The sequence below is a fragment of the Flavobacterium tyrosinilyticum genome (genome assembly GCF_023656565.1).
GTDB lineage: Bacteria > Bacteroidota > Bacteroidia > Flavobacteriales > Flavobacteriaceae > Flavobacterium > Flavobacterium tyrosinilyticum.
This window is the reverse complement of the sequence record NZ_JAMOKG010000002.1, coordinates 1,224,819-1,242,261: the sequence shown is the minus strand read 5'-3', so window position 1 is coordinate 1,242,261 and position 17,443 is coordinate 1,224,819. Positions and strand designations below refer to the sequence as shown.

The window sequence follows — 17,443 nt, the reverse complement described above, 5'->3', positions numbered from 1 at the left end:
GTCCAAAAATCAAACCGTGTAAATCAAATAAATTTTGATTTTGAACCGGAAATTAGAAAAAAGCTAATTCAAGCAATTAGCCTTTTACAAACTTAAACTGAGCACTGCCCGCTTTTATTGGTATTTTTTAAATAACGCCGACATGGCCTCAACATCCAAAGCCACAAGATCATTAAGCTTTAGCGACTTGACCATCTTAAGTGTAGATGTTTTGTAAAGTAAAAAATGAGGCGTTTTTAAATGAGACTGATATGCTTCATTATTAGCATAAATTTCTAATATTTTTATCTGATTTGGATGGTCTTTTTGAAACATTGGAAAAATAACAATCACTCCAGGCTCTAATCTAATAGATGCCTCTGCTTCTTCTTTAAGAATAGCTTTGTATTGCTCAAGATAATCGGGTATTATCTCAACTTCTGCAATGCGAACCATTTGATCTTTATTTTGTGCCATAATACCAAGTGAGAAAAAAGTAAATAAAAACGATACCTTAATTTTATTCCAAAATCCATTCATAAATTAATTCTTTTGTCTTGAATTTATAATTACCCTAGTTTTGAGCCTTTACTAGTGCGTTTAAATATACTGAAAATATAAAGATCTGTCTGTATAATTGTTTTGGCTAATAGTTTAAAATTGAAATATTTTACTAAATCAGCTTGTTTTTAATCTCTTTATATTTCGAACGTCCAATGGGTAGTAAGTCACCGTTTTTTAGCTGCATGCTGTACTTTCCACCTGCTTCTACCACAATTTTGTCTGCTTGTTCCCAACAGAGAATATAGGATTTATGTATTCTTTCGAATGTTTCAGGAAGCAGTTTTTCTAAAGCTTCAAGCGATTTATCGTGTAATTCTATTTTGTTATTTGCTAAATGCAATTCGGTATAAATCCCTGCCCCTTTAATGTATAGAATCTCATTAATGGGCACGAGTCTGAACGTCTTTGCTTTTCTTACTGCCAAAAAACGAACATCTCCGCCCGATTGTTTTCCCTGTGCCGTAAAACGCATAAAGGCTTGCTCCAATCTGTTTTGATCGAAAGGTTTGGGTACAAAATCCAAAACTCCATAATTAAAAGCTGTAATAGCTTTATCGGTATAGGCAGAAATAATAATGGTCTGAAACGGTCCTGCCACAAAAGTCTGCAAGATTTCAAATCCGTCTTCTCCATTCAGATTTAAATCTAACAGCAGAAGATCGATTGGATTATTCTCAATCGCTATCAATCCGCTTTCGAGAGAATCAGAAAGTAGAATTTGCACGTCTTTGTCAAAGAAATCACGTGTCATTCTTTCCACTCTCTTGGCGATACGAGCTTCGTCTTCAATTATGAGTATCTTCATCTTAATCAAAAATTTTAATGATGGTCTCCCACCCTTTTTCTACAGCATGAGAATCAAAAGACCAATTGGTGCCATAACTTTCTGTTAGTCTGGCTTCAATGTATTTAAATCCAGTTCCTACTCGCTTATCTTTTTTAGTTTGTCGATTTTTAGCTAAAGTCAACAAAGTATATGTTTTGAATTGCTTCTCTCTGGTAAATTTAAAACAGAAAACAATACAGCCTTCTTTTGGAGGAAGACTATGCGTAATTCCGTTTTCTATTATGGTATGAAAAATAGCTGGCGGAATCGTTTCGTTTTGGTCTATTCTTTCTTCCTGCCATTCATAACAAATTTCTTTACGAAAAGACATTACTTCCAAATGTCTTCGGCACAAATCAATCTCTTGTCTAATTGGAATAAGTGTGTCTTCGGCAATATCGTTCATTATATCAAATTCTTCCGCTAGAGCGCGAATAAAAACAACTCCTTCTTTAGGCGATTCCTCAATCCAATCAATCAGCGAGGTTAAAGTATTTCGAAGAAAATGCGGCTGAATATTTTTCTTAATCAGTTCCAATTGCAATCTGGAAGAAAGCAGCAATGATGCATTATGAGCTTCTTCCATTGCTTTTGCCCGTATCGTATGGAGATAGAGCATACAAAGGACCAAAATGGTAAAAGCTATAAACAATCCGAAGTCATAAAACATAAAATAATTGACCACTACTCCTGCCAATAAACCCGCCGCAACTATAAGTCCGCCTTTTGCTTTTCTAATGGCGGCTTCAATAGCGATTACAATAGAAAAGAAACGAGCAGTTATAGTAAAATAAGCAGCCGAAATGTCATAATGACCATAATAGCCAATATAAACCGCTAAAAGGACAATGAACAAAAAAAACAGCACTAGTTTCTTTCTTTTAAATTCAAACTGCAACATAAAATACCAAGGTATGAGCATTGAAACAGCAAAAGTGAGCCAACCAATAATCTTTAAACGGGTATAAAATTCATTATAAGGAATGTCGAGATAATATTTGACATATTCGATAATGAGCAAACAAAAGAAAAGCAGGCAAATAATTCCGAAGAGCAAAACGGCTAGTTCTTTTCGGGTACTATTGAGATAGAGAAAAAAATAATAGATGCCTGCAATAAGAAAAGCACCTGCCATAATATTCATAAAAGAAACCACGATAAGCGGTGAACGTTGAAGTTGTAGATAATCTTTAAGTTTTACATCGATACCGCGCTCTACTTCTTTATTGTAGGTTTGCGAACCCATTAAAACAACGTTGTGTTTCCCGAGTTTAGACAAATTATTCGGTATTTGATAATAAGAGGTTTCTGTTCCTGGCACCTCAACACGATCTGCTTGTGCCATTTGACCATTTCTCCCAATTAAAACTCCATCCCAATACACATCAAAAGCACCAAAAGCATTTATTTGAAGCCCTAACGATTGAGAAGTATTTTTTCGTTTTTGTATTTCAACGTTTGTTTCGAATCTAAAACTCGAACTATCCGGTTTACCCCAATCCATCTTCTGATGATCGTAATCAACATCATATGTTACATCGGTTGTAACGTACTCTTTGTAATAGTTACAAGAGGTACACATGAGAAGAAGTAAAACGATAAAAAAGTAAGATTTATACATAAGATAAAGATAGAACAAATATCGAATTGCCAAATGCTTTTGAAAAGCTTATAGAGCCGTTTGAATGTTTTAGAAAACGGTGTTTTCTTTTATGAATTAATCTTGTACAACAAAATCAATCAAAATGAAATCTCTAATAATCAAAACCTTAATTCTCTTTATTCCGTTTTTAGGAATAGGACAGCAAACCATTATTTCTGGTAAAGTTCAAGACAGCGCTACAAAAGAAGCACTGCCTTATGTAACGGTAACCATACAAGATAGTAGCTCAAAAACATTGGCCACAGCCATAACAGACGATCTTGGTTTATTTACTATTGAAGCAGCTCCAAATGGTTCAACCACTGTCTCGTTTAGTTACACGGGGTATCAAAATCATACCCAATCTTTAATTGCAGGAAAACAAAAAATTGATTTGGGTACAATTGAATTAATTACCAATATGGTACAATTAAAAGCAGTTGAAATTAGCGATCAAAAATCGAATGTTAGTTTAAAACTTGACAAAAAGGTTTTTGAAGTGGGTAAAGATGTGCTTTCACAAAATGGTTCTGCTCACGATGTATTAAATGGAGTTCCATCTGTCGCTGTTGATGCTGCGGGAACGGTAAGTCTTCGTGGAAATAGTAATGTTTTAATATTAATTAACGGAAGACAATCTGGACTTACCCAAAGCAATGCGCTTGATCAGATTGCAGCCGATCAGATCGAACGAATTGAGGTTATTACCAATCCTTCTTCAAGATATGATGCTGCGGGTTCTGCGGGGATTCTTAATATTATATTGAAAAAGAACAAAAAAAGTGGTTTTAGCGGTCAGGTTAGATTGGTTGCGGGCTCGCCAAATGATAGTCGTCTTAATCCGAGCCTTAATTTTAAATCAAACAAAATCAATATTTTTTCCAATTTCAGTATCCGTTCTAGCGATTATGTGGGTTTGTACACAACCGATCAGGTAACCAATAGTACCACTGCTCCAAATTACATGCATCGTGTGCAGAATGAAGATCGTCATGACGATGGAAAATTGCTTTATATGGGTGCCGATTATTTTATTAATGAACATCAAACTATAACAGCAGCTTTTTTAAAGAATGCCACGCATGATAATGATAAAACCGATTTGAGTTATCAGTATGATAGTGATCAAGGCAATACCACACCTGATAGTCTTTTGACAAGACACGGAAAATCATTGGAAAAACGGGATTACAGTCAAATTGAGTTTAATTATACACGAACATTCCAACAGAAAGCTAAAAAATGGACTATTGACGTTCAATACGATTGGTGGAACAGCGACAAAAAATGGGATCTTTCTACACAGCGTTTGCTTCCAGACGAAATGGCTTATCCCAGCATTAGAACAAGTTCTGTAGGAAACAGCAAAGATTTTCTGGCTAAGACCGATTTTATTCAGCCAATAGACAGTCTTTCTACTTTGGAATTTGGATTAAAAACTGAAATTAGAACGGTTACAAGCAATTATCTGGCAGAAGAACAAGAGGATAATAATTGGGTCGTTTATCAGAATATTGATAATGATTTAAATTACGACGAAACCATAACGGGCGCTTATACGCAATTTAGCAGTAAAATCAATAATTTTAGTTATATGTTGGGATTAAGAGCCGAGCTTACAGATATTGCCATTAAAGATGTAGAAAATGCGTATAGCGATAAAAAAAACTATAACAAACTCTTTCCTACTATCAATCTATCTTATAAGTTTGATGCTTCGGCATTGCAGTTAAATTACAGCAAACGCATTAAACGTCCGTCCTTATATGCTTTATATCCTTTCAATGAAGTCACCGATTTAAATGCACAATATATCGGAAATCCTGATTTAAATCCTTCTTATACGGATGCATTTGAAATGGCATTTCTTAAAAATTGGAAAACATTTACTTTGAATCCTTCGGTTTATTATCAATACGAAAAAGGCTTTATTCAAGATTATACGTATCGCCAAGATGATATCTTTCTTACCACACCCATAAATATTGATTACGAAATAAGAAGCGGAATTGAATTATCGACATTATATAATCCGTTAAAATGGCTTCAGGTTAATGCCGAAATGAATTATTATCACTTCAAACAAAAAGGAAATTATAGAGACGAAAACCTAGATTATAGCAGTCAAAACTTTACGGCTCGACTCAGCACGCAGATTAAACTTCCTGCTAAATTTAGTTTTCAAGGCCGTTATAACTTTCGTGGAGAAAAACGCAATGCACAAACTACCAGCGAAGCATTACAATCAATTGATTTCGGGTTAAGCAAACTTCTGCTTAAAGATAAAGCCACTATTGTTTTTGATGTTACGAATGCTTTTAATCTTCGTCAATATAAAAGCGTTACCACTGGAACCGATTATGTTATTAGAGATAATAGCATTCCAAATGCAGCGAGATATCGCTTGAGTTTTGTTTATCGTTTTAATCTAACCGATGCAAAAGCAATTAGACAAGCCAATGATGCCAATAGAGATTAAACACTATTATTTCATAAAAAAGCCCTCTGTAAGCAGAGGGCCTTTATCATTCTTTTTATCAAAACTTATCGCCAGCCCAATGCAGGTGCAACGTGTTCTAAAATAGAAGACAAAATATGAATATTGTAATCTACACCTATGGTATTCGGTATAGTTAGCAATAAAGTATCCGCTTCTTGAATAGCTTCATCTTGAGCAAGTTCTTCAATTAATTTATCGGGTTCTGCTGCATAGCTTTTACCAAAGATGGCTCTCTTGTCTTGCTCGATATAACCAAAACTATCATTGCCTTTGGCTTGTCCGCCAAAATAATATCGATCCTGCTCATTGACCAAAGCAAATATCGAACGACTTACCGAAACTCTTGCTTCACGCTGATGGCCTGCATTTTTCCAGGCTTCTTTATACAATCTTATCTGTTCGGCTTGCTGCACATGAAAAGGTTTTCCGTTTTCATCGTACTTAAGTGTAGAACTCTGAAGATGCATTCCGTTTTCGGCAGCCCAAATAGCGGTTGCATTCGACGCAGCTCCCCACCAGATTCTTTCTCTTAATCCTTCAGAATGCGGTTCAATGCGCAATAATCCAGGCGGATTTGGAAACATTGGGTACGGATTTGGTTCTGCAAATCCTTCTCCTTTAAGTTTATCCAAAAATTCCAGCGCTTTTTTACGGCCCATATCGGCATCAGTTTCTCCTTGTTCAGGTTCGTAGCCAAAGTAACTCCAACCGTCAATAACTTGTTCTGGTGATCCTCTACTAATTCCTAACTGCAAACGACCTTCCGATATTAAATCGGCAGATCCAGCATCTTCTACCATGTACAATGGGTTTTCATAACGCATATCGATTACGCCAGTTCCGATCTCAATTTTACTTGTTTTCGCTCCTACTGCCGCAAGCAAAGGAAAAGGCGATGCCAATTGCTGCGCAAAATGATGTACTCGAAAATAAGCACCATCTATACCTATTTCTTCAGCAGCCACTGCTAAATCGATGGATTGCAACAAGGTATCTGCTGCTGTACGAGTTTTATATGACGGATGATTAGCCCAATGCCCAAATGATAAAAATCCTATTTTCTTCATAATGGCTTTATTTTTTTATTCTCTCAAATATACGGATAACTAATAAGAAAAAGAAAACCATGTCTTTTCTTGAAAAGTACATGGTTTTGCTTATCTATAAAATTATCAGAGCAGATAATTTTGCCTTCTAATTATTGCTTAGGGTCTACGCTTAAAGGAGGAAGATTAACTTTCTTTTCATTCATCATTTTTTTCACTTGTTCGATAGTTCTATATCGTTCAATCTGCATTTCACCCGTAAAAGTTTCGCTCTGAGGTGCTCTTGGAGGAATCTGAGCATACGTTTTCATCAGATCAGCAATAGCTTGATTAAAAATTATTGCAGTCCATGTTTTCTCTGTCCAGCTGTTCATAAACAAATCATAACGTTCTTGGGGATCTTGCCACAAGTTATAAATAGCAGGGACTGTCGCTACATAGGTTTCATCTCCTCGCCAACCAAGCTGTTGTCCAGGTGCGTCACTTCCGGCAATAGCACCATTATCTCCTCGGGTATTAAATACTGCTTTGAATTTTCCGATTCGTACAGCACCTGGCGATAATTCGGCTTCTGTAAAATAGAACCATCTATCACGAAGTGGCGTTCCTTTTTTAAACAACACGTTTGACATATCATAACTATCAAAAACCATATCGGCACCAGCTCTGTCTTTTTTAGGAAGTTCTACTCCAGCAAGGCTGGCAAATGTCGCCATAAGATCAAGCCCACCTACAATATCATGGCTTTGGCTTCCTGCTTCAATTTGTCCTGGCCACCAAGCAATTGCAGGTACACGACTACCACCTTCTCTGTCTGTTCCTTTAGTGCCTCTAAAAGGAGTATATCCCGAATCAGGATGCACATCTTGCCAAGCACCATTATCTACTGTGTAAATAACAATAGTATTTTCGGCAATACCCAAAGAACGAATCTTATCCATGATACGCCCTACATTGTAATCCATTTCTACAACAGCATCTGAATATTTGCTTTTACCTGGAGATTTGCCAACAAATTGTTTTGAAGGAAGGTTTGGCTGATGGTTTTTAGCAAAATTGATGCACATAAAAAACGGATCTTTGCTTTTTCCATATTCATCAAGCTGCTTTAAGTTATTTTCTACCATCATCATATCCAGCTCAGCAATATTCTCTTCGGTTACTTTACTTACCTCGCGGGCTTTTCCACCTGCTTCACCTTCAAGTACACCTGTAGTCACTTTTTTGAAAAGTTCTAGCATCTCTGAAGACATCTCCGGATTCCAAGACTGGAAAGCATAAGTATAAGCATTCAAATGGTAAAGCACTACATTCTGCATTTTATCAAAACCATGAGCAATCGGCATCGAATAGTCTGCTTCTCCAAGGTGCCATTTTCCAGAAAAGTAGGTTTTATAATTGGCTTTTTTAAGCACCGAAGCTAGAGTCCATTCTTCTTTGGGCAATCCGCCTCCTTGTCCCTGAAAAGCAACGGTAGTCATACCGCTTCGATTCGGAATACGCCCTGTTAGCATCGCAGCTCTTCCTGGTGTACAACTTGGCTGTCCGTAAAAAGACCAAAACTGCATTCCTTCTTTAGCCATTTTGTCCAGATTAGGCGTAGGCATTCCGCGTCCAACTCCTCCGCCGTACACTCCTAAATCTCCCCAGCCAGTATCATCAGAAATTACCATAATAATATTAGGCTTCTTTTTGGTTTGTCCGTTTATGCTTCCCATCACAGTGCAACATAACAGACCTGCAAAAATTAATTTTAAGGCATTTTTTTTCATGGTTTTAAATTTTAATTAAATATGGTTTGTTTAAAATCTTGGCAAAAAAGTGCAGTAAGAAATAGCGTTTTTTACTTCTCAAAGAATTCCAGAATGAGAAACTTTTTTGATAACCTAAATTACAGCTAATAAGAGAGCCGTTTTTTCTAAACTGGTTGCAAATTATAATATGCAACGAGAATATAAATTTTCTAAATAAACCTTTCTTAAAATTTAATTCTTAAAACGCTGCTTGATTTATAAATTTTCACCTTATTATATTTTTTCAAGCTTAAGTGAGATTTGTTTAAATTTCTAAAAAAACAAAGACAATTCAAACAAAAATCTTAATTATCAAAATGTTAAGTTGCAAGTTTTCTTGTTTCAAATTATAATTTGGAACATCTCTACCTGTCATTTTATGCAATTATTCTCACTTTATGACATATTTTTGAATGGCTTAAAAAATTCCTTCCTAAACGCCTCTCCCCATATCTTTTTCCTGCTCCTCGATTTTCATAATCAATTATTGATATATCTAAACTAAAAACAAATAATTATGGATTGGATTATTACTACATTAAAAGATTATCCCGAACTGGCCATTTTTCTCACGCTATCACTAGGTTATTTTATCGGAAAATTTAAAGTTGGAAGCTTTTCCTTAGGAACTGTTACCAGTGTTTTACTTGTGGGAGTCTTAGTCGGGCAATTGGACATTGTCATTTCTCCCAACGTTAAATCTGTATTTTTTCTAATGTTTCTTTTCGCTGTTGGATACAGTGTCGGACCCCAATTCTTTGGAGGATTAAAAAAAGATGGATTGCCTCAAATGTTTTATGCGGCTATAGTGTGCGTTTTATGTTTGATCTGTCCGTATCTAATAGGGAAAATTATGGGCTACGACATGGGATTAACCTCTGGAATGCTTGCAGGCTCTCAAACCATATCTGCGGTAATTGGTGTCGCGTCTGACACTATCAATCAGCTTAGTATTCCTGCTGATCAAAAAGCAGCATTAATCAACAAAATTCCAGTTGCATACGCTGTAACTTATATTTTCGGAACTGCAGGATCTGCTTGGCTATTGGCTTCTATTGGTCCAAAGTTATTAGGCGGTAATTTAGTCGAAAAAGCAAAAGAACTCGAGATTCAGCTTGGAGGAGATGCCATTGGCGATGATCCAAGTATTGCCTCTGCTTATGATCGTGTTATATATAATGCGTATCAAATCTCTTCAAACTCTTATGCTAATAACAAAACAGTGGCAGAAGTTGAAAATGAATTGGAAAGAAATAAAAGACGTTTGTTTATACAGCGCATCCGAAGAGGAAAAGAAATTATAGACGCTTCTCCAGAATTTGTAATTCAAGAAAATGATGTTGTTGCACTCGGCGGAAGAAGAGAATACATGATGAATTACGTTGCTGTAAATGAAAAAGAGGTGTTAGATATCGAACTTCTAAATTTTCCAGTAGAAGTATTAAGTGTACTCGTTGTAAAGAAAGAAGTAATAAATAAAACCCTTGCCGATTTACGTCATTTAAAATACATGCATGGCGTTGTCGTGAGATCTTTAAAAAGAGCTGGAATCCAGATGCCCATATTACCCAATACTGTTCTTCAAAAAGGAGATATGATCGAACTAATTGGAATTAAACGAGACGTAGATCAAGTTGCGACACATATTGGCTATCCAGACCGCCCTACAAATTCTACCGATATGGCTTTTGTTGGTTTAGGAATAGTACTGGGAGGATTACTTGGAGCATTAACCGTTAAAGTTGGCGGAGTGCCAATAAGCCTTAGTACAAGTGGCGGTGCCTTAATATCTGGACTTTTCTTCGGATGGCTAAGAGGTCAGCATCCTACTTTTGGGCGAATTCCAGAGCCTGCATTATGGATCATGAATAATGTTGGATTAAACATATTTATCGCTGTAGTGGGTATTACAGCGGGTCCAAGTTTTATTGTCGGTTTTCAAGAAGCTGGCTGGGGGCTTTTCATTGCGGGTGCTGCAGCAACAGCCATTCCGTTAATCCTCGGACTTCTTATAGGAAGATACATTTTCAAATTCCATCCTATCATTACTTTAGGATGTGCTGCTGGGGCAAGAACAACTACTGCCGCCCTTGGAGCTCTGCAAGATGCCGTAAAAAGCAAAACCCCTGCATTGGGTTATACCGTGACCTATGCCGTTGGTAATACGCTACTCATTATATGGGGCGTCGTCATTATTTTAATCATGAGTTAGTCGAATTTTTTATATAATCTCTAAACATTTTAGTCATGGCAATTGATATTTCAAAAATAAAAACATCAAGAGAGGTAGAAAAAACACTTCAGACCCTCAGCCCATTTGAAATTAAAAATGAATTAATTCATTTGGCAGATGAAAGCGCGCTTAAATCTACGGCGATAACACTTAACGCTGGAAGAGGAAATCCAAACTGGATTGCTACTGTTCCTAGAGAAGCTTTTTTCCTTTTCGGACAATTTGCATTAGAAGAATGCCGTAATGTTATGGAAGAACAAGGCATTCTCGCAGGAATTGTACAAAACAAAAGCGGAGTGGCTTCTCGTTTTGAAGCTTTTTTATTGAAACATAAAGACACTCCTGCTGCTGCACTTTTAGAAAAAACCTATCATTATGGTGTAGACAAACACGATTTTGATGGTGATGCCTGGATTCGTGAATGGATTGAAGCTGTAATCGGATTTAACTATCCTGTCCCAGATCGTATGCTAAGTCAGATAGAAATTATTGTTCATGATTATTTGGTACAGGAAATGTGCGGTGCAGGAAATGACAAGGGCAAGTATGATATTTTTGCTGTTGAAGGCGGAACTGCTGCAATGTGTTATATTTTTGATTCGCTCATGCAAAACCACCTTACCGAACGTGGCGATAAAATAGCCTTGCTTACGCCTACTTTTACACCTTACATCGAAATTCCTGAATTAGAACGATACAAATTTGATGTCGTTTACGTAGAAGCAAGCGGCGTTGGAGAAAATGGATTCCATACTTGGCAATATCCAAATTCTGAATTAGATAAGCTTAAAGATCCAGCAGTTAAAGTGGCTTTTGTGGTAAACCCAAGTAATCCGCCATCTTCTGCAATGAGCACTGAAACATTAAATTATATTGCTGATATCGTAAAAAATCATAATCCTGGTTTAATGGTTATTACTGATGATGTTTATGGAACTTTCGTTAATAATTTTAGATCATTAATGGCTATTATTCCACAAAATACCATCACAGTATATTCATTCTCAAAATATTTTGGCTGTACAGGCTGGAGACTTGGAACAATTGCCATTCATCAGGACAATATTTTCGATAAAAAAATTGCCAATTTAAGTCCGGATCTTAAAAAAGAACTGCACGATCGTTATTCTTCTCTGACATTAGAGCCAGAAAAAATCAAATTTATTGACAGACTTGTAGCTGATAGCCGACAAGTTGCCTTAAACCACACAGCAGGATTATCGTTACCTCAGCAATTTCAGATGATGCTTTTTTCTGCATTCTGTTTATTAGATACTCAGGATGTTTACAAAACACTTACACAATCTATCATTCATAAACGTTTAAGTCTGCTATGGGAAGGATTAGAAGTTCCTATTCTAGAAGATCCGATGCGTGCCGGATATTATTCTGAAATAGATATTATGGTAGCGGCAAAACACTTTCACGGGGATGATTTTGCCAATTGGCTAAAAACAAATTTTGAACCTGTTGATGTCTTATTCCGTTTGGCAGAAAAAACAGCAATCGTACTTTTAAACGGTGGCGGTTTCGCAGGACCTGAATGGAGTATCAGAGTTTCACTTGCCAATCTTCCAACGGACAGTTATCTGATTCTAGGAAAAAATATCCGTAAAATTTTATTGGAATATGTAACCAGCTGGGAAAACTCAACAAAATAATAGAAGCTTAAATTAAAATATTAAACCTATGAAAAATTTATTTACTTTATTATTGTCCGTTTTATTGGTAACAGGTATTTATGCCCAAAAATTACCTAGAATTAAGATACTTGCAACTGGAGGAACAATTGCGGGACAAGGTGCATCTGCAGATCGCTCTGCTTATACTGCGGGACAATTGCCCATAAAAGATTTAATCGCAGCGGTTCCAGGAATTGATAAAGTTGCCGAAATTTCTGGAGAACAGATTTCAAATGTAGGAAGTCAGGACATGACTGTCGAGATTTGGATTAAGCTGAATAAAAGAATCAACGAAATTTATAAAAATAATGAAGCCGATGGTATCGTAATCACTCACGGAACCGATACGCAGGAAGAAACAGCTTATTTTTTATCGTTGACAGTACGATCTGACAAACCCGTAATCGTTACCGGTTCTATGCGTCCAGCAACAGCCATAAGCGCAGACGGTCCAAAGAATTTATATGATGCCGTAACTTTAGCAGCATCTAAACAAGCAGCGCACAGTGGTGTTTTACTAGTATTTAATGAATATATTTTTACGGGAAGGAATGCCGTAAAAACCAGTACCACGCACTTAAATGCATTTACAGCTCCAAACAGCGGTCCAATCGGACAGGTTTATGACGGAAAAGTTTCTCTTTATGAAACTCCAGTAAGAAAAGCCAATAAAAATACTCCGTTTGATATTACAGGTTTAACCACTTTACCAGAAGTAGCCGTTGTAGAATTATATGCAGATGCGCCAGCAACTGCCATAAATGCGTATGTAGCTTCGGGAGTAAAAGGAATTGTAACTGGCGGTTTAGGTAACGGAAATCTAAACAAAGTAAACTCAGATGCTGCGGCTAGCGCTGTTAAAAAAGGAATTGCCGTTGCAAGAGCTTCTAGAGTACCGTCTGGAAGAGTTACTTTATTTGACGAAACCGATGATCAAAAACTTGGTACTATAGTCGCAGATGATTTAATTCCGCAAAAAGCGAGGATTTTATTAATGTTGGGACTTACCCAAACTACTGACAGTAAAAAACTCCAAGAATACTTCTTTGAGTATTAAACCATTTGATATTGTAAACTATGCGTATCTTAACTTCAATAATTTTGAGTGTTTTTCTGGCCGCTGGTGCCTATGCACAGCAGGAAAAACAGACTGATACCGTTCTCAATCATAAAACTCCCCTAATAAAAGCAACCAAAGTTGATTTGCTCAATAATGTCGATTTAATTTTCAATACTCAGGTTGGTTTTAATAGCTATATTGAAGACGGAAAATATACTAGCAGTAAATTTGAAGTGAACCAATTTAGATTGGAAGTAAAAGGGAAAGTGTATAAGGATAAAGTATTTTTTAGGTTTAGAGACCGATATACTAAAGAGACTGAACCACAATCTACAGACAATATCAGCAGTTCTACAGACTTGGCTTTTATTGGGTATAATATATCCAACAGGACAAGTATTGCCATTGGAAAAATGACCGCAAACTGGGGTGGTTATGAGTTTGACATGAATCCAATTGACATTTATCAGTACAATGATATTGTCGATAATTCAGATAACTTTTTAACTGGAGTTCAGTTCAACTGGGAACTCAATAAGGATCATGTTTTTTCTGCACAGATTTTAAATTCTCGAACCAAAACCTTTCCTGAACTCTATCAAAATGTGCCAAATGTCGAAGAAGCAAAATTCCCTGCTGCCTATGTTGGAAACTGGAACGGTAGTTTTTTAGATGGAAAATTTAAAACGATTTACAGTTTCAGTATTTTTCAGGAAGCTTCAAAAAATGGACACCCCGTAAATATGTATTATACGGCATTAGGAAATCAGTTTCGAACCAAAAAATGGCTTTTTCAATATGATTTCAAATGGAGCAGCGAAGATCTGGATCGAACAGGAGTTGTGACTTCTTTAATTCCAGACACGGTTTTAGATCATGCGGCAGAAAATGTATATTATATCGAACATTGGCTGAGAACTGTATATTCATTGAATGAAAACTGGAAAATTTCGGCAATTGGAATGGTTAGCACAGCTTCATGGAAAGATATACCCGATCCAAATATCAGCTCTAGCCGTATCCGTACCGCGTGGGGCGTTATTCCGACAGTAGAATTTTATCCCATTAAAAACTTTAATTTAAAGTTCTTTGCCACTTATGTTGCTCGTTTTTATGAGTACAGCGATTATTCAAAAACAAGTTTAGGGCAATCTAATAGCACTACTGGAAGAATTATGATTGGTATAATTTCGCCTCTAGTTGTATTATAAAATTTTAAATAATTAACTCAATTAGAAATGCTGGAACAAATCGTAAAACTCGATTTATTCCAGCATTTCTAATTTGTTCTCTCGCAGATTAGGCAGATTTAAGAATAATTCAAAATGCTTTAAGTTAAGCTTCTTTTTGAATAGCCTAAAGCCTTAGCTAGAGGCATTTAACAGCTTCAAGAACAATGCTTTAGTCAAATCGCTATTTTTGGCTAAAGCCATTTTGATTTACTTTATATAAACTCCAACTAAAGCTGGAGTCAATTCAAATTAATAACTGGTTATAAACATTTCACCCGTGTCCCCGTGGTTGAAACCACGGGCTATGTTTAAATATATACATAATGATTGGCAACACTCATAACTCATCCCGCATTCCCGTGGTTAAAACCACGGGCTATATTTGAATATATGCTGCGTAATGATTAGGCATAACTCACAACTCTTAATGCTTTAATCTTAATCCTTTAATCTTAATCCTTTAATCTTAATCCTTTAATCTTAATCCTTTAATCTTAATCCTTTAATCTTAATCCTTTAATCTTAATCCTTTAATCTTAATTCTTTAATCTTTATTCTTTATTCTTAATTCTTAATTCTTTATTATCTCCTCATCAAATATTTTAAACGAATAAAACAAATCGTACTATAAAAAGCAAAAAGCAATATAAGATGCAATAAAACAGACGGATTATCCCATAAACTGGCACCCGATTGTACAATGGCGGTATATAAAACAATAAAAGGCGTTGTAGGCAAAAGATTAGACAGCCACTGCAATGCTAGCGGAAGCGATTCAAATGGCCAGCTGTATCCTGTAATCAAGAAAATCGGATAAGTCGAAAAAGCCATCATCTGCAAACAAAGCAATTGCGATTGGAACAACGAACCAATAAACTGAGCCATCGGAATTAAAGTCACAATAAACAAAAGCAGTAATAAGCTTAACTCAAATCCGCTGCCTCTCATGGGTAAATTGAGCAGTTTGTAATTTACATTTAAAAAGAAAAATCCATACGAAGCAAAAAGCATCAGATAGAATAATCCTTTGCCCCAAATACCATTAGAAATACCCGAACCTAACCATTCTTTTAATCGAGAACGCTGCCGCTCACCTGCCACACTTTCGCACAAACCAATCAATAAAGTCTGCTGCAGAATTAAAGCCAACAAACCTGGCAATAAAAATGCGCCATAACTCGATCTTTCATTAAATAAAGGACGATAATCTAAATTTACAGGCATCACATTCTCCATTGCAATGGTAGTACTCATTCCTTCTTTTTTCTGATAATATTGAAGGCGCACTCCTGCTCCAACGGTCAAACATATCTGTTGCACATTTAATAACAAATCACTTGATGGCAGAAATCTGGCCGCATTGATTGCCAATACTACATTGCTTTGTTTTAAACTCAGCAAATTGGCTTCTGTTCCCTCTGGAATATAAAAATAGCCTTGGCAATTGCCTTGATACATCTGCTCCTTTGCCTGTTCCAAATTCGAAAAATGAATCAATTCTACTATTGGAGAATCGTCTATATTTTGCTGCAGCAAACGTGATAATCTCGAACCATCGTCATCTACCACAGCCAATTTTACATCGAATTCTTCTTTATTGATATAAATGCTTCCGTAAAAAAAAGCATACAGCAAAGGAGCAATAAGAAGCGTAAGCAGCAAACTATGATCCTTTACTACTTGCGAAGCTTCTCTCAAAAAGAGACTAATCAGCGATTGTTGCGGTTTCTTTTTCATCTTTAATCGAATTAAATTGACGTTTAAACAACAACATTGCTGTCGGGTACATTACCAAGCAAAACAACAAGAGTTTGGCGAATTCGTCTTGAGCATATTTTAAAGGCAAATTCATATAATACACCTTAAAAAATCCGTCTAAAAAAGCGGTATAAGGCATAATAAGCGCATAATACTGATCGTACCAAGGCATTGCCCATCTCGGAAAAGTAAATCCGCTGAACACAAAAGCAGGCGAAGTATAAAAAAGAGCCACATCTCCAGAAAGCATTACATCTTTAAACAAAGCCGATATAAACATTCCGATACCAATGCATGCCAGAGAAAGCATGGTGTATAGTACAAAAAACTTCCCTGTGGCTGCGGGAAGCCCGATATCGAAAAAAGTAAAAATAATTCCTGTAATAATGAGAAAATTAATCCAACTGATGGCTAGATGAGCTATTGTTTTTCCGACAATTACTCTGAGAACAGAACCTTTTGAAGAATCGTACAATTCGTGCATCGTTCCTGTAATCCATTCATAATTTAAAGCCAGCATAGAACTGATAATTAGAATCATCTGCATTCCGACTGTTATTAATCCTGGAACCAAATATTCCTGATAATTGTAAGTTGGATTATAAAGCTGATAGGTTCTCAGACTAATCGGATTTGCAATCGCCATGGCTTGATCAGATTTCATTCCCGTTTTTACCAGTTTCTGCAAAATTACCCCTGTACTTCCTGTAATTACAACTTCTGCAACAGCCTTATAAACTAACTTAGCAGGAACAAGCGCGGCGGCATTGGTGTACAAAGTCACATTACTCGGATGACGGCTGTAGATATTCTTCTGCATATTGGCAGGAAAATGCACGGCGCCCAATATTTTACCTTCTTGAATCAGTTTTTTAACTTCGGCTTCGCTGCTTACTCTTCTCGTAATCTGCAACGTTTCTTTTTGTTCTAATAAAAAAATCAGCTCTCGGCTTATGGCACTTTGATCTTCGTCCCAAATTGCAAATGCTAAATTCTTGGCATCTTGCTTCTGATATATAAAAGCATAGAAGAAAAACAAAGCGACAGGAACTACAAGCATGACCAAGTAAAAAACCTTTAAACTCAGAATGCGCTTCCATTCCCTTATAATTATGTTCAGCATCAAAA

Annotated in this window: 12 protein-coding genes; 5 read left to right on the top strand and 7 right to left on the bottom strand. The window is 36.3% G+C overall.

Annotated elements, in window-relative coordinates:
* Window positions 1-114: 114 nt before the first annotated feature.
* The 3 genes from NCC77_RS13120 to NCC77_RS13110 form a co-directional block, all read right to left on the bottom strand.
* Window positions 115-519, bottom strand: a complete 405-nt coding sequence (locus NCC77_RS13120; protein WP_250835978.1) for a putative quinol monooxygenase — start codon at window positions 517-519, stop codon at window positions 115-117.
* A 133-nt stretch (window positions 520-652) separates the two neighbouring features.
* Window positions 653-1,348 (bottom strand): LytR/AlgR family response regulator transcription factor, encoded by a 696-nt coding sequence (locus tag NCC77_RS13115; RefSeq protein WP_250835977.1) that lies wholly within the window; start codon window positions 1,346-1,348, stop codon window positions 653-655.
* Window position 1,349: 1 nt separating this feature from the next.
* On the bottom strand, window positions 1,350-2,951 hold the full coding sequence (locus tag NCC77_RS13110) for a histidine kinase (protein WP_250835976.1): 1,602 nt from the start codon (window positions 2,949-2,951) through the stop codon (window positions 1,350-1,352).
* A 163-nt stretch (window positions 2,952-3,114) separates the two neighbouring features.
* Here NCC77_RS13110 and NCC77_RS13105 point away from each other — a divergent pair, with 163 nt between their 5' ends.
* Complete coding sequence (locus NCC77_RS13105; protein ID WP_250835975.1) at window positions 3,115-5,490, top strand: TonB-dependent receptor; 2,376 nt, start codon at window positions 3,115-3,117, stop codon at window positions 5,488-5,490.
* 65 nt (window positions 5,491-5,555) lie between these two features.
* Here NCC77_RS13105 and NCC77_RS13100 read toward each other — a convergent pair whose 3' ends face one another.
* A complete protein-coding gene (locus tag NCC77_RS13100; RefSeq protein WP_250835974.1) occupies window positions 5,556-6,578 on the bottom strand; it encodes an LLM class flavin-dependent oxidoreductase in 1,023 nt (340 codons plus the stop codon).
* A gap of 131 nt (window positions 6,579-6,709) precedes the next feature.
* Complete coding sequence (locus NCC77_RS13095) at window positions 6,710-8,329, bottom strand: arylsulfatase (RefSeq protein WP_250835973.1); 1,620 nt, start codon at window positions 8,327-8,329, stop codon at window positions 6,710-6,712.
* Window positions 8,330-8,867: 538 nt separating this feature from the next.
* Between NCC77_RS13095 and aspT the strand changes: the two genes are divergently transcribed.
* Genes aspT through NCC77_RS13075 form a run of 4 tightly spaced genes read left to right on the top strand, consistent with a single transcriptional unit; the run spans window position 8,868 to window position 14,536 of the window.
* The gene (aspT, locus tag NCC77_RS13090; RefSeq protein ID WP_250835972.1) at window positions 8,868-10,562 is read left to right on the top strand and encodes an aspartate-alanine antiporter; all 1,695 of its coding nucleotides are present in this window, start codon (window positions 8,868-8,870) and stop codon (window positions 10,560-10,562) included.
* A 35-nt stretch (window positions 10,563-10,597) separates the two neighbouring features.
* Complete coding sequence (gene aspD, locus NCC77_RS13085; protein ID WP_250835971.1) at window positions 10,598-12,244, top strand: aspartate 4-decarboxylase; 1,647 nt, start codon at window positions 10,598-10,600, stop codon at window positions 12,242-12,244.
* A 28-nt stretch (window positions 12,245-12,272) separates the two neighbouring features.
* A complete protein-coding gene (locus NCC77_RS13080; protein ID WP_250835970.1) occupies window positions 12,273-13,322 on the top strand; it encodes a type II asparaginase in 1,050 nt (349 codons plus the stop codon).
* A gap of 20 nt (window positions 13,323-13,342) precedes the next feature.
* Window positions 13,343-14,536: a porin gene (locus tag NCC77_RS13075; RefSeq protein ID WP_250835969.1), complete on the top strand. Its 1,194-nt coding sequence runs from the start codon at window positions 13,343-13,345 to the stop codon at window positions 14,534-14,536.
* Between the two features lie 603 nt (window positions 14,537-15,139).
* On the opposite strand, the gene NCC77_RS13070 is transcribed toward NCC77_RS13075, so the two are convergent.
* Together NCC77_RS13070 and NCC77_RS13065 are read right to left on the bottom strand one after the other, a co-directional pair.
* Window positions 15,140-16,294, bottom strand: coding sequence for an ABC transporter permease (locus tag NCC77_RS13070; RefSeq protein WP_250835968.1), 1,155 nt, complete (start codon window positions 16,292-16,294; stop codon window positions 15,140-15,142).
* Window positions 16,263-17,438 carry an ABC transporter permease gene (locus NCC77_RS13065; RefSeq protein ID WP_284705089.1) on the bottom strand — a complete coding sequence of 392 codons (1,176 nt, stop codon included), beginning with the start codon at window positions 17,436-17,438 and terminating at the stop codon, window positions 16,263-16,265. The genes NCC77_RS13070 and NCC77_RS13065 overlap by 32 nt, the downstream gene beginning before the upstream one ends.
* Window positions 17,439-17,443: the final 5 nt, after the last annotated feature.

Excerpts from the sequence above, each read along its gene's own strand:
- NCC77_RS13120 (WP_250835978.1), bottom strand. The coding sequence starts at position 519 with ATGAATGGATTTTGGAATAAAATTAAGGTATCGTTTTTATTTACTTTT.
- NCC77_RS13115 (WP_250835977.1), bottom strand. The coding sequence starts at position 1,348 with ATGAAGATACTCATAATTGAAGACGAAGCTCGTATCGCCAAGAGAGTG.
- NCC77_RS13110 (WP_250835976.1), bottom strand. The coding sequence starts at position 2,951 with ATGTGTACCTCTTGTAACTATTACAAAGAGTACGTTACAACCGATGTA.
- NCC77_RS13105 (WP_250835975.1), top strand. The coding sequence starts at position 3,115 with ATGAAATCTCTAATAATCAAAACCTTAATTCTCTTTATTCCGTTTTTA.
- NCC77_RS13100 (WP_250835974.1), bottom strand. The coding sequence starts at position 6,578 with ATGAAGAAAATAGGATTTTTATCATTTGGGCATTGGGCTAATCATCCG.
- NCC77_RS13095 (WP_250835973.1), bottom strand. The coding sequence starts at position 8,329 with ATGAAAAAAAATGCCTTAAAATTAATTTTTGCAGGTCTGTTATGTTGC.
- aspT (WP_250835972.1), top strand. The coding sequence starts at position 8,868 with ATGGATTGGATTATTACTACATTAAAAGATTATCCCGAACTGGCCATT.
- aspD (WP_250835971.1), top strand. The coding sequence starts at position 10,598 with ATGGCAATTGATATTTCAAAAATAAAAACATCAAGAGAGGTAGAAAAA.
- NCC77_RS13080 (WP_250835970.1), top strand. The coding sequence starts at position 12,273 with ATGAAAAATTTATTTACTTTATTATTGTCCGTTTTATTGGTAACAGGT.
- NCC77_RS13075 (WP_250835969.1), top strand. The coding sequence starts at position 13,343 with ATGCGTATCTTAACTTCAATAATTTTGAGTGTTTTTCTGGCCGCTGGT.
- NCC77_RS13070 (WP_250835968.1), bottom strand. The coding sequence starts at position 16,294 with ATGAAAAAGAAACCGCAACAATCGCTGATTAGTCTCTTTTTGAGAGAA.
- NCC77_RS13065 (WP_284705089.1), bottom strand. The coding sequence starts at position 17,438 with ATGCTGAACATAATTATAAGGGAATGGAAGCGCATTCTGAGTTTAAAG.